Consider the following 21,657-nt stretch of genomic DNA (forward strand, 5'->3'; position numbering starts at 1 on the left):
ATGAACGTCTTGGATGGTGACAGCACGCGGCCCGGACCCCCGCGTTCTCACTCGAACGAAGGATCCGGGCCGTGTGATTGGACTATTTAGAGCTTGGTCCACGCCTCGGTGAGCACCGAGCGCAGGATGCCTTCGATCTCGTCGAAGGTGCCCTGGTCGGCGATCAGCGGCGGGGCCAGCTGGATGACCGGGTCGCCACGGTCGTCGGCCCGGCAGTACAGGCCGTTCTCGAAGAGCGCCTTGGAGAGGAAGCCGTAGAGCACGCGCTCCGTCTCCTCGTCCGTGAAGGACTCCTTGGTGACCTTGTCCTTGACGAGCTCGATGCCGTAGAAGTAGCCGTTGCCGCGGACGTCGCCGACGATCGGCAGGTCGTGCAGCTTCTCCAGCGTCGAGCGGAAGGCGTCCTCGTTGTCCAGCACGTGCTGGTTGAGGCCTTCCTTGTCGAAGATGTCGAGGTTGGCGAGCGCCACCGCGGAGGACACGGGGTGTCCGCCGAAGGTGTAGCCGTGCAGGAAGGTGTTGTCACCCTTGTAGAACGGCTCGGCGAGCTTGTCCGAGATGATGCAGGCACCGATCGGGGAGTAGCCCGAGGTCATGCCCTTGGCGCAGGTGATCATGTCCGGGACGTAGCCGAACTTGTCACAGGCGAACATCGTGCCGAGGCGGCCGAAGGCGCAGATCGTCTCGTCGGAGACGAGCAGCACGTCGTACTCGTCGCAGATCTCGCGGACCCGCTGGAAGTACCCGGGCGGCGGCGGGAAGCAGCCGCCGGCGTTCTGCACCGGCTCCAGGAAGACGGCGGCGACGGTGTCGGCGCCCTCGAAGAGGATCTCCTGCTCGATCTGGTCGGCGCACCAGCGGCCGAAGGCCTCGGGGTCGTCGCCGTAGATCGGGGCGCGGTAGATGTTGGTGTTCGGCACCTTGTGCGCGCCGGGGACCAGCGGCTCGAAGGGGGCCTTCAGGGCCGGCAGGCCGGTGATGGACAGGGCGCCCTGCGGGGTGCCGTGGTAGGCGACCGCACGCGAGATGACCTTGTACTTGGTGTGCTTGCCCTGCAGCTTGAAGTACTGCTTGGCGAGCTTCCAGGCGGTCTCGACCGCTTCGCCGCCACCGGTGGTGAAGAAGACCTTGTTCAGGTCGCCCGGGGCGTAGTCGGCGAGGCGCTGGGCGAGCTCCACGGCCTTGGGGTGCGCGTACGACCAGATGGGGAAGAACGCGAGTTCCTGCGCCTGCTTGTAGGCGACCTCGGCCAGTTCCTTGCGGCCGTGACCGGCGTTGACCACGAACAGTCCGGCGAGACCGTCGAGGTAGCGCTTGCCCTTGTCGTCGAAGATGTAGGTGCCCTCACCACGCACGATGGTGGGGACGGGTGCGTTCTCGTAGGACGACATGCGGGTGAAGTGCATCCACAGGTGGTCGTACGCGGTTTTGGAGAGGTCCTGGCTCACGGGCTATCGAGTTCCCCACATGTAGGTCTGCTTCTTCAGCTTCAGGTAAACGAAGCTTTCGGTTGATCGCACGCCGGGGAGCGTGCGGATCTTCTTGTTGATCGTGTCGAGCAGGTGGTCGTCGTCCTCACAGACGATCTCCACCATCAGGTCGAACGATCCTGCGGTCATCACCACGTATTCGCACTCCGCCATTGCGGTGAGCGCGTCGGCGACGGGGTCGAGGTCTCCCTCGACGTTGATGCCGACCATGGCCTGGCGTCGCAGGCCCACGGTGAGCGGGTCGGTGACGGCGACGATCTGCATGACGCCCTGGTCGAGCAGCTTCTGTACGCGCTGGCGTACGGCCGCTTCGGACAGGCCGACGGCCTTGCCGATCGCTGCGTAGGGACGGCGACCGTCCTCCTGCAGTTGCTCGATGATCGCCAGGGACACAGCATCGACCGAAGGGGACGGTTGTCTGTTCCTGGAATCTGCGCTTCGACTGACCACGACCACACTGTGCACGAGGAGTCGTCTGTTCCGCAAGACGGAATCGATGAAATCCGTTGTTTGGCGACTCGGATCTCACTGATTTCGTAGTTCATCGTGTCTGGCTCTGTCGAAAGCCTCCGCCTAGGGGCTACGCTTGGGGGGCAGTCTCAATCGATGGACATGTGATCAGGAGTGTGGCTGGAGTGACCACGGAACTGCGTCGTCTGCGCAACTACATCGGCGGGGAGTTCAAGGACGCCGCTGACGGGCGGACCACCGAGGTGGTCAACCCCGCCACCGGCGAGGCGTACGCCACTGCCCCGCTCTCGGGCCAGGCCGATGTGGACGCCGCCATGGCCGCCGCCGCGGCCGCGTTCCCGGGCTGGCGCGACACCACGCCCTCGGACCGCCAGAAGGCCCTGCTCAAGATCGCGGACGCCTTCGAGGCGCGCGCGGACGAGCTCGTCGCCGCCGAGTCGGAGAACACCGGCAAGCCGCTGGGCCTGACGGCCAGCGAGGAGCTGCCGCCGATGGTGGACCAGATCCGCTTCTTCGCGGGTGCCGCCCGGCTGCTCGAGGGCCGCTCGGCCGGCGAGTACATGGACGGGATGACCTCGATCATCCGCCGCGAGCCGGTCGGCGTCGTCGCCCAGGTCGCGCCGTGGAACTACCCGATGATGATGGCCGTGTGGAAGTTCGCCCCGGCGATCGCCGCGGGCAACACCGTGGTCCTCAAGCCCTCGGACACCACCCCGGCCTCCACCGTCCTGATGGCCGAGATCATCGACTCGATCCTGCCCAAGGGCGTCTTCAACGTCGTCTGCGGCGACCGCGAGACCGGCAAGGCGATGGTCGAGCACAACACCCCGGCGATGGCCTCCATCACCGGCTCGGTGCGCGCGGGCATGCAGGTCGCCGAGAGCGCCTCGAAGGACGTCAAGCGCGTCCACCTGGAGCTCGGCGGCAAGGCCCCGGCCGTGGTCTTCGAGGACGCCGACATCGCCAAGGCCGTCGAGGACATCGCGGTCGCCGGCTACTTCAACGCCGGCCAGGACTGCACCGCCGCCTGCCGCGTACTCGTCCACGAGTCGATCCACGACGAGTTCGTGACCGCGCTCGCCAAGGCCGCCGCCGACACCAAGACCGGCCAGCCGGACGACGAGGACGTGCTCTTCGGCCCGCTGAACAACCCGAACCAGCTCAAGCAGGTCGCGGGCTTCATCGAGCGCCTCCCCGCGCACGCCAAGGTCGAGGCGGGCGGCCACCAGGTCGGCGAGAAGGGCTACTTCTACGCCCCGACCGTGGTCTCCGGCCTCAAGCAGGACGACGAGATCATCCAGAACGAGGTCTTCGGCCCCGTCATCACCGTCCAGTCCTTCTCGGACGAGTCCCAGGCCCTGGAGTACGCGAACGGCGTCGAGTTCGCCCTCGCCTCCTCCGTGTGGACCAAGGACCACGGCCGCGCGATGCGGATGTCCAAGAACCTCGACTTCGGCTGCGTGTGGATCAACACCCACATCCCGCTCGTCGCCGAGATGCCGCACGGCGGCTTCAAGAAGTCCGGCTACGGCAAGGACCTCTCCGCCTACGGCTTCGAGGACTACACGCGCATCAAGCACGTGATGACCTCGCTCGACGGCTGATCGGTCGCATCGATCACAGCACAGCGTTGACGGGGCGGGCAGTAGACAACATGTCTATTGCCCGCCCCTTCGCGTTGTCCGAGGCTGAGGCCATGCCTGAACTCGCCTTCTCCCGCCGCGCCGCGCTGCGCGGCCTCGGTGCCACTGGGCTGCTGGCCGCCCTCACCGGATGCGGAGTGCCCGCCGCCTACGTCCCCGAGGACCGGCGCGAGGGCACCGACCGCTCCGGGCGGGACCGCAGCGTCGCCTTCTCCAACTGGCCGCTGTACATCGACACCGACGAGGAGGACGAGGAGCGCCGGCCGACCCTGGACGCCTTCTCGCAGCGGACCGGCATCGAGGTCCGGTACACCGAGGAGATCAACGACAACGACGAGTTCTTCGGCAAGATCAGCCCGGCCCTGATGAACCGCCAGGAGACGGGACACGACCTGGTCGTCGTCAGCGACTGGATGGCCGCCCGCTTCGTCCACCTGGGCTGGGCCCAGAAGATGGACCGCTCGGCGCAGTCCAACGTGGCCACGTACCTGGACCCGCAACTGCGTTCCCCCGCCTTCGACGAGGGCCGGCTGCACACCGTCCCCTGGCAGTCGGGGATCACCGGCATCGCCTACAACCGCAAGGCCCTGGGTCGGGAGATCAAGTCGGTCGCGGACCTGTGGCGAGAGGACCTGGCGGGCAAGGTCACCCTCTTCTCCGGCCTCGACGAGTCCTTCTCCCTGCTGATGCAGGGCAACGGCGTGGACGTCACCCGTTGGACCGAATCAGACTTCCACCGGATGTGCGACCAGGTCGAGGACCTGGTGCGCAGGAAGCACATCCGCCGCTTCACCGGCAACGACTACACCTCCGATCTGAGCAAGGGCGACGTCCTGGCCTGCCAGGCCTACTCCGGCGACGCCATCCAGCTCCAGGCCGACAACCCGGACATCGAGTTCGTGGTTCCGGAGGAGGGGGCCGAACTCTGGGCGGAGAGCCTGCTCGTCCCCAACCTCGCCCGGCACAAGGCAAACGCCGAGGCCCTGATCGACCACTACTACGCCCCGGAGGTGGCCGCGGAGCTCGCCGCCTCCGTCAACTACGTCTGCCCGGTACCGGCCGCCCGGGAGGTCCTGGCCGCCTCCGACGACAAGGAGACCGCCGAACTCGCCGAGAACCCGCTGATCTTCCCCGACGACACGATGCGCGAGCGGCTCGTCGTGGCCCGGGACATCTCCTCCGCCGAGCGCCGCTCCCTCGCCAGGCGGTGGAACGCGATCGTCGGACTCTGATCACGGTCCGGCTACAGAATTGAACATGTTCAGCAGTTTGGCTGAACGTGTTCAGAAAGCTGCGTAGGCTTCCTTCCATGAGCGAGAGAAGCGCCCTTCAGCGGCGGATCCGTGCCTGGCTGGTCCTGTTCATCGTCTGCCTGGTCCTCAGCGGCCTCACCGCCTTCCCCCTGGTCAGCGAGCTCCACTGGGCCAACGCCCTGGTGGACAACTTCTGGCTGCGGCGGGTCGGCGACGGGCTGGAGCAGGCCGACGCGCAGTACCCCTTCCTCCTCTACGGCACCGACTGGCTCGCCTTCGCGCACCTCGTCATCGCCGTCTTCTTCTACGGGGTCCACCGCGACCCGGTCCGCAACATCTGGATCGTCGAGGCGGGCATGATCGCCTGTGCGGGCGTGATCCCCCTGGCCCTGATCTGCGGCCCCATCCGGGGCATCCCCTTCTGGTGGTCGGTCATCGACATGTCCTTCGGAGTCTTCGGGGTGATCCCCCTGCTGGTGCTCCGCCGCATGATCAAGCGCCTTGAGGCGATGCCGGCTTAGCGAAGGCCGCCATCACGATGCCGAGGGCCACCTTGTTCATGTCCTGGCCCTTGGCGTCCGTGGCGTTCACCGAGTACACCAGCGTGCGGGACAGGTCGCGGGTCGCGCCTATCGCGGTGTTGTAGCCGTACCGCCCGCCCGTCTTGCCCCACGCCACCGTGCCGTCCGGCAGGACCAGCCGCGCCAGGCCCGCCGTCAGCGTGGCGGACTTGCCGCTCGCGAAGTCCTTCACCCGGGGCACCGTGAACATCTCCTCCAGCTGGGCCTTCGGCACGATCCGGCCGCTGAACAGCGCTGTGGTGAACCGCTCCAGATCGGCCGTCGTCGAGATGATGTCGCCCGCCGCCCACCGGTCCGACGAGTTCCACTCGGTCACATCGCGCAGCTCGGTCGAGCCGTCCGCCTTCGCCACCGCCTGGTAGCCCCGGTTGTGCGGCCCGTAGATCTTCGTCTGGGTCCGCCCGGGGAAGGAGGTGTGGTGCAGGCCCAGCGGCTTCAGGATCCGCCGGCCGACCGCATCCTCGTACGTCGTGCCCGTCAGCTCCTCTATCAGGACGCCCAGCACCGTGTAGTTGATGTTCAGGTAGTGCTGCGCCGCACCCGGGGCGAACTCCCTGTCCTTGGCGACGGCGTTGGCGATCTGCAGACGCGGATCGGTCACATCGAAGCGGTGCTCCCACTGCGACTCGAAGGCGTCCCCCGGCCCGTCCGCCGCAGGTATGCCGCTGGTGTGGTTGAGCAGCTGCCGGACCGTGACCGCGCCGTACGCGTCGGGAATGGTCCCGGGGAGGTACTGCCGGACCGGCTGGTCCAGATCCACCCGGCCCTCGGCGGCCAGCTGCAACACCACCGCCGAGGTGAAGGTCTTCGTCACCGACCCCGCCCGGAAGCGGCCTTGCTCGACAGCGGCCCGCCCGGTGCGGATGTCCGCGACGCCCGAACTCCCCTGCCAGCGCCCGCTCGTGCCGCCCACGCGGACCAGCGCGGCCGTCGCGCTCTCGTTCTGCGCGCCCACTCCCGCGATCGCCTTCTCCAGCGCCGCCGCGTTCGGCGGGGTCGGGACGATCGGGCCGTCGGCCCGGGCGGCGGCCGTCGGCACGGGCGCCGACGCGTGTGCGGCGACCGCCGGGCCGGAGGCGATGCCCAGGACCAGAGCGGCGGCGATCAGCGTGCGTGTACGAGCGTTCATGGTGGTTCCCCCTGTGAGATCCGCAAGGCGTCTGCGCCCCGATGACCTCAATGCTGCAGGTCAGAGGGGTAGTTGCGGATCACCCCCGAGAGGGGTCTTCACCGGTACGACAACTCACCGGCTGGAGGGAGCCGACACGCCGTCCCCTCACTCCCCAGAGGGAGTACCCGCCGCGATCAGGCCCGTCTCGTACGCGCAGATCACCGCCTGGATCCGGTCCCGCAGCCCCAGCTTCGCCAGCAGGTTCCCCACGTGCGACTTGACCGTGTGCTCGCTCACCACCAGAGCCGCCGCGATCTCCGCGTTCGACAGCCCCCGTCCCAGGTGCAGCAGCGTCTCCCGCTCCCGCGCCGTCAGCACCTCCAGCCGGTCCGACGGAAGGGCGGGCCGCACCGTCGCCGCCGTGTACTCCTCGATCAGCCGCCGCGCGACCGAAGGCGCCAGCAGCGAATCGCCCGCCGCCACCACCCGTACCGCATGGACCAGATCGTCCCGCCGTACGTCCTTCAGCAGGAAGCCGCTCGCCCCCGCGTGCAGGGCCTCGTACACGTACTCGTCCGAATCGAAGGTCGTCAGCATCACCGTCCGGCAGGCACTGCGCGCCGTGATCGTGCGGCACGCCTCGATCCCGTCCAGCACCGGCATCCGGATGTCCAGCAGCGCCACGTCCGGCGCGAGCCGGACCACCGCCTCCACCGCCGCCGCGCCGTCCCCGACCTCCGCCACGACCTCGATGTCCTCCTGCACGTCGAGGATCATCGCGAACCCGCTGCGCACCAGCTCCTGGTCGTCGGCCACCACCACACGGATCGTCAATTCCCCACCTCCAGCGCCGAGGTTACAAGGGCCACCCGCACCGAGTAGCCGACCCCGCCCGGCCCCGGACCGGCCTCCGCCGTCCCGCCGTGCGCCGCCGCCCGCTCGCGGATCCCGATCAGGCCGTGCCCGCCGGAGGCCCCGCCAGGACCCCGGCCGTCGTCGGTCACCGTCACCGTGACCGACCGCGGCCCGTAGTCCAGCCCGACCTCCACCAGCGAGGCCCCGGCATGCTTCACGACGTTGGTCAGCGCCTCCTGCACCACCCGGTGCACCGTCGCCTCCAGCGCGGCCGGCAGCTCCCGCACCTCGCCCGTCCGCTCGTACGACACCCGCAATCCGCTGGCCCGCACCCGGTCCAGGAGCGCCGGCAGCGCCCCGATCCCGGGCTGGGGCGCGCGCGGAGCCGTCTCCTCCGTACGCAGCACGCCCAGCATCGTGCGCAGCTGCGCCATCGCGTCCCGGCCCGTCTCGGCGATCGCCTCGAAGGCGGCCTCGGCCCTGGCCGGCGCCCTGCGCACGGCCACCGGACCGGCCTCCGCCTGCACGATCATGATGCTGACCGCGTGCGAGAGGATGTCGTGCATCTCCCGCGCGATCCGGGCCCGTTCGCGCGCGGCGGCCTGCTCCGCCTCGATCCGGTTCGCCCGCTCCAGCTGCGCCGCCCGGTCCTCCACCGCCGCCGTGTAGGCCTGCCGCGTGTACTGGAGCCGGCCCAGCGCGTACGCCGCGGCCGCACAGAACATGGTGAAGAACAGCTCCCTGGCCGAGCCCGTGTTCAGCCCCACCGACCCGACGACGGTCACCACCGAGAGCACCCCGACCGCCGCCCGCACCCGCGCCGTACACAGCAGCGCGACCGTGTAGAAGGCGATCAGCCCGGCGTACGGCAGCGGCTGCCCGGGCCCGTCGAGCGCCACCTTGTACACCCCGCCGACGAGCAGGATCACCACCAGTACGGTCACCGGCCGGTGCCGCCGCCACACCAGCGGCACCACCCCCAGCGTGGTCATCGCGTACGCGCCCCAGGTCACGGGCGGCAGCCCGGCCTCCCGCGGCAGCACGAACGGCATCGTGACCGCCGACTGCACCAGCAGGGTCAGACCCAGGTCCACGACCCAGGGATTGGCCCGCCGGACCCGCTCGGCCAGCTCGCGTATCACCGGCCGAGCTCGGCCCGTACGGCGGTCAGGGCGTCGACCCGGTTCGTCGTGATCGAGTCGACCCCGGCCCTGACGAGCCGCCGCATGGACCGTTTCGTGTCCGCCGTCCAGGCCGACACCAGCAGGCCGTCCCGGTGCAGCGCGTCCGTCAGCCCCCGGTCCACCAGCCCGAAGCGGTAGTTGAGCCAGCGCGGGGTCACCGCGTCGATCAGCACCCGGCGCGGCGGCGACAGCGTGGTCCAGGTCAGCGCGATCTCCGCGCCCGGATCGGCGGCGCGGACCGCCAGCATGGTGTTCGGGCCCGCGCAGTAGTACGTGCGCTCGCGCGCCCCGCACTCGCGGACCAGGTCCACGACCGTCCGTACCGACTCGGCGCTCGCACCCGGCAGGTCGAGCATCACCCGGCCCGCTCCGGCCGCCATCAGGGCGTCGCGCAGCGTCGGAACCCCACCCTCCGTCAACTCCTTGAGCTGCGGCGCGGTGACGGCGTCGAGCCGCACGTCATGGCCCCACAGCCGCTGGAGCGTCTCGTCGTGGAGGAGGACCGGCACCCCGTCGCGGGTCAGCCGTACGTCGATCTCCACCGCGTCCGCCCCGCGCGCGAAGGCGGATCGGATCGAGAAGAGGGTGTTCTCACGGACACGGTAGGGATCGCCGCGGTGGCCGACGGCAGTCAGGGTTCGCATGACCCCATTCTCAGGGCCGTACGGATCGGCGGGACGTCAGCGCGCGAGCCATTCGGCCGTGTACGCGTCGATCTCCGCGGTGAGCTTCTCCTTGCCCGCCTGGTCCAGGAAGGAGGCCTCGACCGCGTTCTTCGCGAGCTGCGCCAGCCCGCGCTCGTCGAGGTCCAGGAGGCGGGCGGCCACCGCGTACTCGTTGTTGAGGTCGGAGCCGAACATCGGCGGGTCGTCGCTGTTGATGGTGACGAGCACGCCCGCGGCCACCATCTCCTTGACCGGGTGCAGGTCGAGGTCCGTCACCGCGCGGGTGGCGATGTTGGAGGTCGGGCAGACCTCCAGCGCGATGCGGTGCTCGGCGAGGTAGGCGAGGAGCTCCGGGTCCTGCGCCGCGCTGGTGCCGTGGCCGATGCGCTCGGCGCCCAGCTCGCGGATGGCGTCCCAGACCGTCTCGGGACCGGTGGTCTCGCCGGCGTGCGGCACGCTGTGCAGGCCGGCGGCCCGGGCACGGTCGAAGTACGGCTTGAACTGCGGGCGCGGCACGCCGATCTCGGGGCCGCCGAGGCCGAAGGAGACCAGGCCCTCGGGGCGCAGGTCGACGGCGAGGCGGGCGGTCTCGGCCGCGGCCTCCAGGCCGGCCTCGCCGGGGATGTCGAAGCACCAGCGCAGGATGACGTTCAGTTCGGCCTCGGCGGCCTTGCGCGCGTCCTCGATGGCCTCCATGAAGGCCGTCTCCTCGATGCCGCGGCGGGTGGAGGAGTACGGGGTGATGGTCAGCTCGGCGTAGCGGATGTTCTGCCGGGCCATGTCGCGCGCGACCTCGTAGGTCAGCGTGCGGACGTCGTCGGGGGTGCGGACCAGGTCGACGACCGACAGGTAGACATCGATGAAGTGCGCGAAGTCGGTGAAGGTGAAGTAGTCGGCGAGCGCCTCGGGGTCGGTGGGCACCTTCGAGTCGGGGTGCCGGGAGGCGAGCTCGGCGACGATGCGCGGCGATGCCGAGCCGACGTGGTGGACGTGGAGTTCCGCCTTGGGCAGCCCCGCGATGAAGGGGTGCAGGTCGGTCATGAGGATGCCTCCGGGAGGACGCGGGTACGGGCAGGTCGGCTTCATCGTAGGCAGACCGGTGACTGTCGGTGGCAGCGCTTAGCATGGCTGTACGAGAGGGGGGTGCCGCATGACCGAGAACAGTCCCGAGCAGCGAGACCCGTGGGCGCCGCCGGAGCGGCCGGCCGTCGATCTGGGCAAGCAGCAGGGCATCCCGGGTGCGCCGGGTGTGTCGGGCCCGCCGTCCGTGCACGACCAGCCGACGCTCGCGGGGATGCCGGGCGACGCCACACCGACCCCGTCCGTGCCGCTCGCGTCCCCGGCTCCGGCCGCGCCGCCGGTCACCGGTCCCGCCCCGGCCGCCTACGGGTACCCCGGCCCGCCGACGCCGCCCGCCCTGCCGGGCTACGGGTACCCCGGCGACGCGGGCTATCCCGGATACCCCGGTCAGCCGGGACATCCGGGTCAGCCCGGCCACCAGGGCTACTACCCGGGATACGCCGGGTACCCGCCGTACGGGGCCCAGCCGAGCAACGGCTTCGGCATCACCGCCCTGGTCCTCGGCATCATCTCGGTCGTCGGCTGCATCACCAGCTTCATAGCCATCGCGCTCGGCATCGGCGCGATCGTCTTCGGCGCCCTGGGCAAGGGCAAGGCGACCCGCGGCGAGGCCGACAACGGCGGGATGGCGCTCGCGGGCATCATCCTGGGCGCGATAGGCATCCTGCTGGGCTGCCTGATGCTGTTCGCCATGTTCGCCCCGGTCCTCGACGGGTTCTCCGACGACGACTCCGACTACGACAGCCCCTACTCGAACTCCCAGGTGCACGAGAAGGTCTGAGCCGGGCTCAGACCGCCCACGGCCAGTCGGCGTCCCGGCCGCCCTCGATCAGGGACACCATGCGGAAGGCCGCGTCGGTGAGCCCGCCGAAGGCGTGCCGGTGCGCCGAGCCCGACGGTGCGTGCCCCACCCGGTAGCCGGCCAGGTTCCAGGTGTACACCGGGACGGTGTCCGGCACCTGGGCCGTCGGATCGCCCCCGTAGGAACCGGCGGCCTGCTCGTCGGTGACGATCAGCACCCGGTCGTGGCCCCGGTAGTGCTCCTTCACGGCCTTCGCCGTGTAGGTGCCGCCGAGGTCACCGAACCGCTCCAGCACCTTCAGCACGGATTCGCCCCGGGTGTAGGGGACGACGTGGCTGTCCGAGCCGAACTGCACCAGGTCGCCGTGCTCGGCGCGCAGCGCCAGCGCCGCCCCGAAGACGGCGGCCGCGTCGGCCCGGTTGAGCTGCGAGCGCTCCGACAGCGGGGACCACATCGACCCGGAACGGTCGACGAGGACCAGCGTCCGGCCCGGCAGGGCCGGTACGTTGCCCAGCGAGTGGCCGAGCGCCCGCTCCAGCGGGTACGCCCAGCGCAGCGAGGGAGCGTGCTGGTAGGCGGCCAGGTAGCGGAAGGGGAACTGCCGGGACCGGGCCACGACCTCCGGGTCGGAGATCTTCGCCGCGACCCGCGCGGCCACCTCGTCCGAGACCCCGGCCTGGTCGAAGTTGCGCAGGTTGCGCAGCAGCGCCATCGCGCCCATGGACGGGATGACCGCCTCCCAGGCCGCCGCGTCCATCGGCCCCTGCAGCCATCCGGCCAGCGCCTCCCAGGTCATGCCCGCCTCCGCGAGCCGCTCGGCGCCGTCCGGAGCCGTGACGACCCCGCGCCGCTCGGAGACCGGCAGCTCCATCAGCGCCCGGTGGGCGGCGAGCGTGCGGTTGCCCGCCGGGACCTCCGCGCCGTCCGGGTGGTGGCGGCGGTCGAGGGCGTAGCGGAACAGCTCGCCCTGCCAGGGCTTGGCCGGGTCGGGGGAGGCGTGCACGAGGTTGAGCACGTCGCCGAAGCGGTAGGCCTTGGAGTCGGTGTCGTACTTCAGCAGCGAGGTGCCGGAGTACAGGCGGCGTACGGCGTCGGCGATGCCGCGCTTGACCGGCTTGGGCACGTTCCGCCCGTACGTCGCCGTCCAATAGGCCAGCAGCTCGCCGGGCTCGTCCGCCCGCCGCAGTACGGAGTCCACGACCTGGCGGTTCGACGGCCCGTCGGTGGCGCCGGTGTCGAGCCGCGCCTTGACGTACTCCGCGGCGCCGACGAGCGAGGCGGTCCGCATGTTCGCGTCCCCGCGGAGCCAGCCCAGCAGGCCGGCCGTCCACGCGGGATCCTCGACCGCGAGCCGGCGCACGAGGGCGCCGAAGCGGTCGTCGCGGGCCTCGCCGCTCTCGTAGAAGGTCCGCTGCGTCACGAAGTTGGCGACGGCAAGCAGGAACAGCTCGGAACGCGCGTCGCGTTCGTGGCCCGGTCCGCTCTCGCGGGTGCGGGAGCGTCGGGTCGAGCGCACGGGCGAGGTGGGCGACGTGGGCGAGGCGGACGCGTCGGGCGCGGACCTGAACGCGCGCAGGTTGAAACGAGCCATGGTGAATTCCCCCGAATTCAAAAGGAAGCGGGGGAGGAGTGACGTGAGGGATGCCCGAGATCAGGGTCGGCGGCGGACTATTGCCCGGCGAGCTTCCTGACTGCTCCACCGGCCGTCGCCCTCGCGGGCGGGGGGCCGGGTGGGATTCGAACCCACGACCTCCGGGTCCGGGAAGTAACCGCTGCCTGCGCACCGGGCATCCCCCACGCACGTCCTCCCGAGATCAAGGTGGCGGCGGCCTGGTGTCTTTGCGAAAGAAGGAGCCGCAGCCTGCGCACCGGGAGGTGCGTGACGTAGGTGTCCAGAGATCGAGTTCGGCGAAACCACGTGGTGCTCTGCCAACTGAGCTACACCGGCACGGAGCCGGCGGCGGGACTCGAACCCGCGACCTCCCCATGAAGAGTGGAAGTAGGTCTCGCCTTCGCACCTGGACAACGATCACGTTAGGCGCCGGGGCCGGGCGCCGCCACGCAATTACCGCCCCTCAGACCGTGGCCGCCATCAGCAGCGTCGGCACCATGACCTCGCCGTCGGCGCCCCCGCGCGACAGCGGGACCCAGATGAGCCCGACCATCCGCGGGCAGTCGCACTCCAGGTCCGCATCCACCCCCAGGACCGGATCGCCGGGCTCGACGTCCACGCGGAAGCAGGCGGTCCAGCCCGACGGGTACGGCGAGTCGTAGGCGAACCGCACGCCCAGGGCGTGCAGCCCCACCTCCTCGGCCACCTCCCGCCGGACCGCCTCCTCGGGCTGCTCGCCGGCTTCGATCCCGCCACCCGGCAGGGTCCAGTACTCCGGCCCGTCGTGCCGGCCCGCGGGCCCCCGGCCGCGCTCGCGCACCATGAGCACGCAGCCGTCCCGGATGATCACGGCGGCCACCCTGCGCCGCTCCGTCACGCGCCGCCCTCGCGCAGCCGCTCCCGGGCCTCCATGAGGGCGAAGCCCAGCAGGTTCAGGCCGCGCCAGCTCGCCGGGTCCAGGGCGCGCTCGTCGTCGGGGGCCAGGCCTATGCCCCAGATCCGGTCCACCGGGCTCGCCTCCACCAGTACCCGGTCCCCGGTGGTCAGCAGGTACGAGCGCAGGGCCGGGTCGGAGGCGAACTTGTGCACGCTGCCCTCCACCACGATCCCGTACCGCTCGCGCTGCCACACCGCGTCGTCGAATCCGCGCACCAGCCGCCCGGCCTTCTTCGCCTCGGCCGGGGTCCGGGCCGCGAGGGCCGCCCGCTCCGCCTCCGCGTCCCCGAACAGCCGAGCCTTCCCGGCCATCATCCAGTGCTCGGCGGTGGCGTACCGGACGTCACCCACAGTGAAAGCGGACGGCCACCACTGGCTGAGGCAGCTCGGCCCGAGCGTCCCGTCCGGCCTCGGCCGGTGTCCCCAGAACGGCAGGAACTTCACCCGCTCACCGCGGCTGACCTGCTTGATCAGGTTGTCGATCATCTCCATGCACGCGAGTCTGACAGTCGCCACTGACACTTCGTACGGGATTTCGGGTGTGCCTCGACACATGGTCGACCGATTCCGTCGCGTAATCAAAAGGCAACAACGGAATCACTTGGCCGAGGGGACCTCCTCTGCCAGGATCGGCACTCAATTCGAGCTGTAGCTCGAACTGTAGCTACGGAGAGCGTGAGAGCGTGATGGGCAACCGCTTCCAGGTCAAAGACCGCTTCGCAGACGGCGCGCAGTACATCGACGGACAGCTGAGGTCCGGCACGTCCGGACGGTCACACACGGTGGTCGATCCGGCCACCGGCGACGAGGTCCTCACCTACGAACTCGCGAGCACCGCGGACGTCGACGAGGCCGTCGCCGCCGCCAAGAGGGCCTTCACGGGCTGGTCCGCCGCCACCCCCGGTGAGCGGTCGGACGCCCTGCACCGGCTGGCCGCCGTACTGGCCGAGCAGGCCGAGGACTTCGCGTACGCCGAGTCCCTCCAGTGCGGCAAGCCGATCAAGCTGTCCACGGAGTTCGACGTGCCGGGGACCATCGACAACACCGCCTTCTTCGCGGGCGCCGCGCGCCACCTGCAGGGGCAGGCCGCCGCCGAGTACTCCGGCGACCACACCTCCTACGTGCGCCGCGAGCCCATCGGGGTCGTCGGCTCCATCGCGCCCTGGAACTACCCGCTCCAGATGGCCGCCTGGAAGATCCTCCCGGCCATCGCCGCCGGCAACACCATCGTCCTCAAGCCCGCCGAGCTCACCCCGCTGACCTCGCTCATGTTCGCGCAGGCGGCCAAGGACGCCGGCCTGCCCGACGGCGTGATCAACATCGTCGCCGGGGCCGGCCGCGACGCCGGCGAGCACCTGGTCGGCCACCCCGACGTGGTCATGACCTCCTTCACCGGCTCCACCGGCGTCGGCAAGCGGGTCGCGGAGATCGCCACCGCCACCGTCAAGCGGCTCCACCTGGAGCTCGGCGGCAAGGCACCCTTCCTCGTCTTCGACGACGCCGACCTGGAGGCCGCCGCGCACGGCGCCGTCGCCGCCTCCCTCATCAACACCGGCCAGGACTGCACCGCCGCCACCCGCGCGTACGTCCAGCGCCCCCTCCACGACGCCTTCGTCGCCCGCGTCGCCGAGCTGATGGAGACCGTCCGCCTCGGCGACCCCTTCGCGGCCACCACCGACCTCGGACCCCTGGTCTCGCACGCCCAGCGCGACCGCGTAGCCGGCTTCGTCGAGCGCGCCCGCGGCTACGCCACCGTCGTGACCGGCGGCGAGATCCCGGGCGGCGAACTCGCCACCGGCGCGTACTACCGGCCCACCCTCATCGCGGGCGCCGCCCAGGACAGCGAGGTCGTCCAGTCGGAGATCTTCGGTCCGGTGCTGGTCGTCCTGCCCTTCGACACCGACGACGAGGGCATCGCGCTGGCCAACGACACCCCCTACGGACTCGCCGCCTCCGCCTGGAGCCGCGACCTCTACCGCGCCAACCGCGCCACCCGCGAGATCAAGGCGGGCTGCGTCTGGATCAACGACCACATTCCGATCATCAGCGAGATGCCCCACGGCGGCTACAAGTCCAGCGGCTTCGGCAAGGACATGTCCGCCTACTCCTTCGAGGAGTACACGCAGGTCAAGCACGTGATGTACGACAACACGGCGGTGGCGGCCAAGGACTGGCACCGCACGATCTTCGGGGACCGATAGCAGACGCACCGCTCGACCAGCGGTCCACCTCCCGAAAGGGCAACGCGCATGGAGCAGTTCGAGCCCGACCGCCTCTCGGCGGCGCAACTCGCCGCGATGCGGCGCAGCCTCACCAGCGGGCGCGGCGCCCTCACCCGCCGCTCGCTGCTGCGCGCCTCCGGAGTCGGGGCGCTCACCCTCGGCGGCCTGTCCACCCTCGCCGGGTGCGGCATCCCGCCCGCCAAGCGCCAGGGCGACACGGCAGCGGCCTCCGACGACCACTCGGCTCAGGAGAAGGAGATCAACTTCTCCAACTGGACCGAGTACATGGACACCAGCGACGACGAGAAGACCCGTCCCACCCTGGAGGAGTTCACCAAGCGGACCGGGATCAAAGTCAAGTACACCGAGGACATCAACGACAACGTCGAGTTCTTCGGCAAGATCCGCCCGCAGCTCGCCGCCGGCCAGGACACCGGCCGCGACCTGATCGTCGTCACCGACTGGCTGGCCGCCCGCATCATCCGCCTCGGCTGGGCGCAGAAGCTCGACCCCTCGAACCTGCCGCACGCCTACGCCAACCTGATCCCGCAGTTCCGCACCCCCGACTGGGACCCGGGCCGTGCGTACAGCTACCCGTGGACCGGCATCGACACCGTCATCGCCTACAACACCAAGGCCACCGACGGGAAGAAGGTCGACTCCGTCACCCAGCTGCTCGACGACCCCACCCTCAAGGGCCGGGTCGGCTTCCTCACCGAGATGCGCGACAGTGTCGGCATGACCCTGCTCGACCAGGGCAAGGACCCCGCCAACTTCACCACCGCGGACTTCGACGGGGCCATCGGCCGGCTCCAGAAGGGCGTGGACACCAAGCAGATCCGCCGCTTCACCGGCAACGACTACACCGCCGACCTCGACAAGGGGGACCTGGCCGCCTGCCTCGCCTGGGCGGGCGACGTCATCCAGCTCCAGGCCGGCAACCCGGACATCCAGTACGCGATCCCGGCCCCCGGATACATCACCTCCAGCGACAACCTGCTGGTCCCGGCCCACGCCCGGCACAAGGCCAACGCCGAGAAGCTCATCGACTTCTACTACGAGCCCCCGATCGCCGCCCAGCTGGCCGCCTTCATCAGCTACGTCTGCCCGGTCGAAGGCGTCAAGGACGAGCTGGCCAAGATCGATCCCGCACTCGCGGACAACCCCCTGATCGTCCCGGACAAGGCGATGGCCGCCAAGGCACACGCCTTCCGCTCGCTCACCAGCGAGGAAGAGACGGCGTACGAAGAGAAGTTCGCCAAGCTCATCGGAGCCTGACGCCCCGCGGCGAGCCGTGGAGGACCGGGGCGCCGCCCGCCGGACGAACCGGCGGCGGCGCACCCCGGCCGGCTCCCAAGCCCTTGACCCTTCCCCCACCCAACCCCGGGACCCACCCATGACTGACAAGACCGCAGGCGGCGACGTCCGCCTCGCCGGGATCAGCAAGCACTACGGCACCTTCACCGCCGTGCACCCGCTGGATCTCACCATCCCCCAGGGCTCCTTCTTCGCCCTGCTCGGCGCCTCGGGCTGCGGGAAGACCACCACCCTGCGCATGATCGCCGGCCTGGAGGAGCCCTCCACCGGCACGGTCCACCTCGGCGACCGTGCGGTGACCCACCTGCCGCCGTACAAGCGCCCGGTGAACACGGTCTTCCAGAGCTACGCGCTCTTCCCGCACCTCAACATCTTCGAGAACATCGCCTTCGGCCTGCGCCGCCGCGGCATCAAGTCGGTCAAGAAGCAGGTCGACGACATGCTGGAGCTGGTGCAGCTCGGCGAGCAGGCCGGCAAGAAGCCGCACCAGCTCTCCGGCGGCCAGCAGCAGCGCGTCGCGGTCGCCCGCGCCCTGATCAACCACCCCCAGGTGCTCCTCCTCGACGAGCCGCTCGGCGCCCTCGACCTCAAGCTGCGCCGCCAGATGCAGCTGGAGCTCAAGCGGATCCAGACCGAGGTCGGCATCACCTTCGTGCACGTCACGCACGACCAGGAGGAGGCCATGACCATGGCCGACACGGTCGCCGTGATGAACGGCGGCCGCGTCGAGCAGCTGGGCGCCCCCGCCGAGCTGTACGAGAACCCGGGCACCACCTTCGTCGCCAACTTCCTCGGCACCTCCAACCTCATCGAGGCGTCCGTGGAGTCCGCGGGCACCGAGGTCGTGGTCTCCGCCTCCGGCACGAAGCTGCACCTGCCCGCCGCCCGATGTTCGACCACCCCCCGCGCCGGCGGAAAGCTGCTGGTCGGAGTGCGCCCGGAGAAGATCTCCCTGGTCCACGCCGACGAGGAGCACACCATCGCCGCCGGCCGCAACAAGGTCCCCGGCCGCATCGCCGACTCCTCCTTCATCGGCGTCTCCACCCAGTACGTCATCGACAGCCGGGTCTGCCCCGAGCTGGAGGTGTACGCCCAGAACATCGAGCGGGACGCCCGCCTCGTCCCGGGCGCCGAGGTGATCCTGCACTGGAACCCGGAGCACTCCTTCGGCCTGGACGCCGCCCAGGACATCGACGCGGGCATCGAGACGGTGGAGGAGAGCGCATGACGACCACCGCGGCGCCGCCCCAGGCGCCCGCCCCCGCCGAACCCCCGGTGCACAAGGCGTCCGTGCGCAAGCGGATGGTCCCGTACTGGCTGCTGCTCCCCGGCATCCTGTGGCTGCTGGTCTTCTTCGTGCTGCCGATGGTCTACCAGGCCTCCACCTCGGTGCAGACCGGCTCCCTCGAAGAGGGCTTCCAGGTCACCTGGCACTTTCAGACCTACTGGGACGCCTTCACCGAGTACTACCCGCAGTTCCTGCGCTCCCTGCTCTACGCGGGCACCGCCACCGCGCTCTGCCTGCTGCTCGGATACCCGCTGGCCTACCTGATCGCCTTCAAGGCGGGCCGCTGGCGCAACCTGCTGCTGGTGCTGGTCATCGCCCCGTTCTTCACCAGCTTCCTGATCCGCACCCTCGCCTGGAAGACGATCCTGGCGGACGGCGGGCCGGTGGTCGCCGTCCTCAACAACATCGGCTTCCTCGACGTCACCAGCTGGCTCGGCATGACCGAGGGGGACCGTGTGCTGGCCACGCCGCTCGCGGTCGTCTGCGGTCTGACGTACAACTTCCTCCCCTTCATGATCCTGCCGCTGTACTCCTCGCTGGAGCGCATCGACACCCGCCTCCACGAGGCGGCAGGGGACCTGTACGCGAAGCCCGCCACGGTCTTCCGGAAGGTGACCTTCCCGCTCTCCATGCCGGGCGTGGTCTCCGGGACCCTGCTCACCTTCATCCCGGCGAGCGGCGACTACGTCAACGCCGAGCTGCTCGGCTCCACGGACACCCGGATGATCGGCAACGTCATCCAGTCGCAGTACCTGCGCATCCTCGACTACCCGACGGCGGCCGCGCTGTCCTTCATCCTCATGGCCATCGTGCTGATCATGGTCACCATCTACATCCGCCGAGCGGGGACGGAGGACCTGGTCTGATGCGCACTCTCACCACCTGGCTGCGGCGCAATCTCGTCGTCATCTTCGGCCTCGGCACGCTCGCGTACATGATCCTGCCGAACGTGGTCGTGACCGTCTTCTCCTTCAACAACCCCACCGGGCGGTTCAACTACGCCTGGCAGGAGTTCTCGCTCGACGCGTGGAAGGACCCCTGCGGGGTCGCCGACCTGTGCGGCTCCCTCTCGCTCTCGCTGCAGATCGCCCTGTGGGCCACCCTCGGCGCCACCGCCCTGGGCACCGCGATCGCCTTCGCGCTGGTCCGCTACCGCTTCCGGGCGCGCGGCGCGGTCAACTCGCTGATCTTCCTGCCCATGGCCATGCCCGAGATCGTGATGGCGGCCTCGCTGCTCGCGCTCTTCCTCAACATGGGCATCCAGCTGGGCTTCTGGACGATCCTGATCGCCCACATCATGTTCTGCCTCAGCTTCGTCGTCGCCGCCGTCAAGGCTCGCGTCCTGTCCATGGACCCGCGGCTGGAGGAGGCCGCCCGCGACCTCTACGCGGGCCCGGTGCAGACCTTCATACGGGTCACCCTGCCGATCGCGGCACCCGGTATCGCGGCGGGCGCGCTGCTCTCCTTCGCGCTCTCGTTCGACGACTTCATCATCACCAACTTCAACTCGGGCAACACCGTCACCTTCCCCATGTTCGTGTGGGGATCGGCCCAGCGCGGTACGCCCGTCCAGATCAACGTCATCGGTACGGCGATGTTCGTCATCGCGGTGCTGGTGGTCCTCGCCGGCCAGATGGTCGGCAACCGCCGCAAGAAGGCACAACCGAAGTAGACCCCTGTAGGGAGTTGGAAGCCATGGCCCCAGTCGCCATGCGTAGTGTTGCGAAATCCCTTTCCGAAGCGAAGCCGGTCTCGTACTGGCTGGACGACCCCGGCAAGCCCGCCCCCCAGCCGGCGCTCACCTCCGACGAGCGCTGCGACCTGCTGGTCATCGGCGGCGGCTACAGCGGGCTGTGGACCGCGCTGCTCGCCAAGGAGCGCGATCCCGGGCGGGACGTCGTCCTGATCGAGAGCAAGGAGGCGGGCTGGGCCGCCTCCGGCCGCAACGGCGGCTTCTGCGCGGCCTCCCTCACCCACGGGTTCGCCAACGGACTGGCCCGCTGGCCCGACGAGCTCGCCAAGCTGGAGGAGCTGGGCGCGCGCAACCTCGACGCCATCGAGGAGGCGGTCGCCCGCTACGGCATCGACTGCGACTTCGAGCGCACCGGCGAGATCGACGTGGCCACCGAGCCGCACCAGGTCGAGGAGCTGCGCGAGCTCCACGAGGAGGCCGAGCGCCTCGGCCTGGCCGGCGGCTCCGAATGGCTGGACGCCGAGGCCGTGCGCGCCGAGGTCGACTCCCCGAACTTCCTCGCGGGCCTCTGGGACCGCGACGGAGTCGCCATGCTCAACCCGGCGAAGCTGGCCTGGGGCCTCAAGCGGGCCTGCCTCGACCTCGGGGTGCGGATCTACGAGAACACCCGCGGCCTGAAGATGTCCTCGGTCGGCACCGGGATGGCCGTCCAGACCCCCTACGGCACGATCCTCGCCCGCCGGGTCGCCCTGGGCACCAACATCTTCCCCTCGCTGGTCAAGCGGATCCGCCCCTTCACGGTCCCGGTCTACGACTACGCGCTGATGACCGAGCCGCTGACCGAGGAGCAGCTGGCCGCGATCGGCTGGAAGAACCGGCAGGGGCTGGGCGACAGCGCCAACCAGTTCCACTACTTCCGGATCACCCGGGACAACCGGATCCTGTGGGGCGGCTACGACGCGATCTACCCCTACCGGGGGAAGCTCGACTCCGAGTACGACCACCGCCCCGAGACCTACCTCACGCTCGCCGAGCACTTCTTCACCTGCTTCCCGCAGCTGGAGGGCCTGAAGTTCAGCCATGCCTGGGGCGGTGCGATCGACACCTGCTCGCGCTTCTCCGCCTTCTTCGGCACCGCGCACTCGGGGAAGGTCGCCTACGCGGCCGGCTACACCGGGCTCGGCGTGGGCGCCACGCGCTTCGGCGCGGACGTGATGCTGGACCTGCTGGACGGCGTTCCCACCGAGCGCACCCGGCTGCAGATGGTGAAGTCCAAGCCGATGCCGTTCCCGCCCGAGCCCTTCGCGTGGACCGGGATCGCGCTCACCAAGTGGTCGCTGGCCCGCGCCGACGCCCGCGGCGGCCACCGCAACCTGTGGCTGAAGACGCTGGACCGCTTCGGGCTCGGCTTCGACAGCTGACGGGGACGGCCGCCGTCCGGCCTGCACGCCCCC

At 70.0% G+C, this 21,657-nt stretch carries 20 protein-coding genes; 10 read left to right on the forward strand and 10 right to left on the reverse strand.

The genetic code is table 11. From position 1 onward, the window contains the following. Positions 1 to 86: 86 nt before the first annotated feature. Both ACFWBN_RS15175 and ACFWBN_RS15180 read right to left on the reverse strand, forming a co-directional pair. Positions 87 to 1,448: an aspartate aminotransferase family protein gene (locus tag ACFWBN_RS15175; protein ID WP_385176396.1), complete on the reverse strand. Its 1,362-nt coding sequence runs from the start codon at positions 1,446 to 1,448 to the stop codon at positions 87 to 89. Positions 1,449 to 1,451: 3 nt separating this feature from the next. Next, on the reverse strand, positions 1,452 to 1,955 hold the full coding sequence (locus ACFWBN_RS15180) for an Lrp/AsnC family transcriptional regulator (RefSeq protein WP_385176400.1): 504 nt from the start codon (positions 1,953 to 1,955) through the stop codon (positions 1,452 to 1,454). A gap of 170 nt (positions 1,956 to 2,125) precedes the next feature. Here ACFWBN_RS15180 and ACFWBN_RS15185 point away from each other — a divergent pair, with 170 nt between their 5' ends. The 3 genes from ACFWBN_RS15185 to ACFWBN_RS15195 all read left to right on the forward strand — a co-directional run bounded on the left by ACFWBN_RS15185 (position 2,126) and on the right by ACFWBN_RS15195 (position 5,378). Then, on the forward strand, positions 2,126 to 3,565 hold the full coding sequence (locus tag ACFWBN_RS15185; protein ID WP_385176403.1) for a gamma-aminobutyraldehyde dehydrogenase: 1,440 nt from the start codon (positions 2,126 to 2,128) through the stop codon (positions 3,563 to 3,565). Positions 3,566 to 3,657: 92 nt separating this feature from the next. Next, positions 3,658 to 4,836, forward strand: a complete 1,179-nt coding sequence (locus ACFWBN_RS15190) for a PotD/PotF family extracellular solute-binding protein (protein ID WP_385176406.1) — start codon at positions 3,658 to 3,660, stop codon at positions 4,834 to 4,836. A gap of 77 nt (positions 4,837 to 4,913) precedes the next feature. Continuing rightward, complete coding sequence (locus ACFWBN_RS15195) at positions 4,914 to 5,378, forward strand: hypothetical protein (RefSeq protein ID WP_385176409.1); 465 nt, start codon at positions 4,914 to 4,916, stop codon at positions 5,376 to 5,378. On the opposite strand, the gene ACFWBN_RS15200 is transcribed toward ACFWBN_RS15195, so the two are convergent. From ACFWBN_RS15200 to ACFWBN_RS15220, 5 genes are all read right to left on the reverse strand, one after another. Next, entirely contained in the window at positions 5,350 to 6,567 is a 1,218-nt protein-coding gene (locus ACFWBN_RS15200) for a serine hydrolase domain-containing protein (protein ID WP_385176412.1), read from the reverse strand. The genes ACFWBN_RS15195 and ACFWBN_RS15200 overlap by 29 nt on opposite strands. Positions 6,568 to 6,714: 147 nt before the next feature. Continuing rightward, positions 6,715 to 7,383: a response regulator gene (locus ACFWBN_RS15205; protein WP_385176415.1), complete on the reverse strand. Its 669-nt coding sequence runs from the start codon at positions 7,381 to 7,383 to the stop codon at positions 6,715 to 6,717. After that, a complete protein-coding gene (locus ACFWBN_RS15210; RefSeq protein ID WP_385176418.1) occupies positions 7,380 to 8,546 on the reverse strand; it encodes a sensor histidine kinase in 1,167 nt (388 codons plus the stop codon). The genes ACFWBN_RS15205 and ACFWBN_RS15210 overlap by 4 nt, the downstream gene beginning before the upstream one ends. Continuing rightward, the gene (locus tag ACFWBN_RS15215) at positions 8,543 to 9,232 is read right to left on the reverse strand and encodes a glycerophosphodiester phosphodiesterase (protein WP_385176421.1); all 690 of its coding nucleotides are present in this window, start codon (positions 9,230 to 9,232) and stop codon (positions 8,543 to 8,545) included. The genes ACFWBN_RS15210 and ACFWBN_RS15215 overlap by 4 nt, the downstream gene beginning before the upstream one ends. Positions 9,233 to 9,268: 36 nt before the next feature. Further along, positions 9,269 to 10,294: an adenosine deaminase gene (locus ACFWBN_RS15220; protein WP_385176424.1), complete on the reverse strand. Its 1,026-nt coding sequence runs from the start codon at positions 10,292 to 10,294 to the stop codon at positions 9,269 to 9,271. A 109-nt stretch (positions 10,295 to 10,403) separates the two neighbouring features. On the opposite strand from ACFWBN_RS15220, the gene ACFWBN_RS15225 reads away from it, so the two are divergent. After that, a complete protein-coding gene (locus ACFWBN_RS15225; RefSeq protein WP_385176429.1) occupies positions 10,404 to 11,114 on the forward strand; it encodes a DUF4190 domain-containing protein in 711 nt (236 codons plus the stop codon). A 7-nt stretch (positions 11,115 to 11,121) separates the two neighbouring features. On the opposite strand, the gene ACFWBN_RS15230 is transcribed toward ACFWBN_RS15225, so the two are convergent. The 3 genes from ACFWBN_RS15230 to ACFWBN_RS15240 all read right to left on the reverse strand — a co-directional run bounded on the left by ACFWBN_RS15230 (position 11,122) and on the right by ACFWBN_RS15240 (position 14,175). Continuing rightward, positions 11,122 to 12,726 carry a TROVE domain-containing protein gene (locus ACFWBN_RS15230; RefSeq protein ID WP_385176432.1) on the reverse strand — a complete coding sequence of 535 codons (1,605 nt, stop codon included), beginning with the start codon at positions 12,724 to 12,726 and terminating at the stop codon, positions 11,122 to 11,124. Between the two features lie 484 nt (positions 12,727 to 13,210). Further along, complete coding sequence (locus tag ACFWBN_RS15235; RefSeq protein ID WP_385176435.1) at positions 13,211 to 13,606, reverse strand: NUDIX hydrolase; 396 nt, start codon at positions 13,604 to 13,606, stop codon at positions 13,211 to 13,213. Between the two features lie 14 nt (positions 13,607 to 13,620). Continuing rightward, positions 13,621 to 14,175, reverse strand: coding sequence for an NADAR family protein (locus ACFWBN_RS15240; protein ID WP_385176438.1), 555 nt, complete (start codon positions 14,173 to 14,175; stop codon positions 13,621 to 13,623). 194 nt (positions 14,176 to 14,369) lie between these two features. Here ACFWBN_RS15240 and ACFWBN_RS15245 point away from each other — a divergent pair, with 194 nt between their 5' ends. From ACFWBN_RS15245 to ACFWBN_RS15270, 6 genes are all read left to right on the forward strand, one after another. Then, positions 14,370 to 15,884 carry a gamma-aminobutyraldehyde dehydrogenase gene (locus ACFWBN_RS15245; protein ID WP_385176612.1) on the forward strand — a complete coding sequence of 505 codons (1,515 nt, stop codon included), beginning with the start codon at positions 14,370 to 14,372 and terminating at the stop codon, positions 15,882 to 15,884. A 48-nt stretch (positions 15,885 to 15,932) separates the two neighbouring features. Then, on the forward strand, positions 15,933 to 17,183 hold the full coding sequence (locus tag ACFWBN_RS15250) for a PotD/PotF family extracellular solute-binding protein (protein WP_385176441.1): 1,251 nt from the start codon (positions 15,933 to 15,935) through the stop codon (positions 17,181 to 17,183). 118 nt (positions 17,184 to 17,301) lie between these two features. Then, complete coding sequence (locus tag ACFWBN_RS15255) at positions 17,302 to 18,450, forward strand: ABC transporter ATP-binding protein (RefSeq protein WP_385176445.1); 1,149 nt, start codon at positions 17,302 to 17,304, stop codon at positions 18,448 to 18,450. Continuing rightward, positions 18,447 to 19,376, forward strand: coding sequence for an ABC transporter permease (locus tag ACFWBN_RS15260; RefSeq protein ID WP_385176448.1), 930 nt, complete (start codon positions 18,447 to 18,449; stop codon positions 19,374 to 19,376). The genes ACFWBN_RS15255 and ACFWBN_RS15260 overlap by 4 nt, the downstream gene beginning before the upstream one ends. Next, complete coding sequence (locus ACFWBN_RS15265) at positions 19,376 to 20,182, forward strand: ABC transporter permease (protein WP_385176451.1); 807 nt, start codon at positions 19,376 to 19,378, stop codon at positions 20,180 to 20,182. The genes ACFWBN_RS15260 and ACFWBN_RS15265 overlap by 1 nt, the downstream gene beginning before the upstream one ends. 23 nt (positions 20,183 to 20,205) lie before the next feature. Next, a complete protein-coding gene (locus tag ACFWBN_RS15270; RefSeq protein WP_385176454.1) occupies positions 20,206 to 21,624 on the forward strand; it encodes an NAD(P)/FAD-dependent oxidoreductase in 1,419 nt (472 codons plus the stop codon). Positions 21,625 to 21,657 lie beyond the last annotated feature (33 nt).

The sequence above is a fragment of the Streptomyces sp. NPDC059989 genome (genome assembly GCF_042736975.1).
GTDB lineage: Bacteria > Actinomycetota > Actinomycetes > Streptomycetales > Streptomycetaceae > Streptomyces.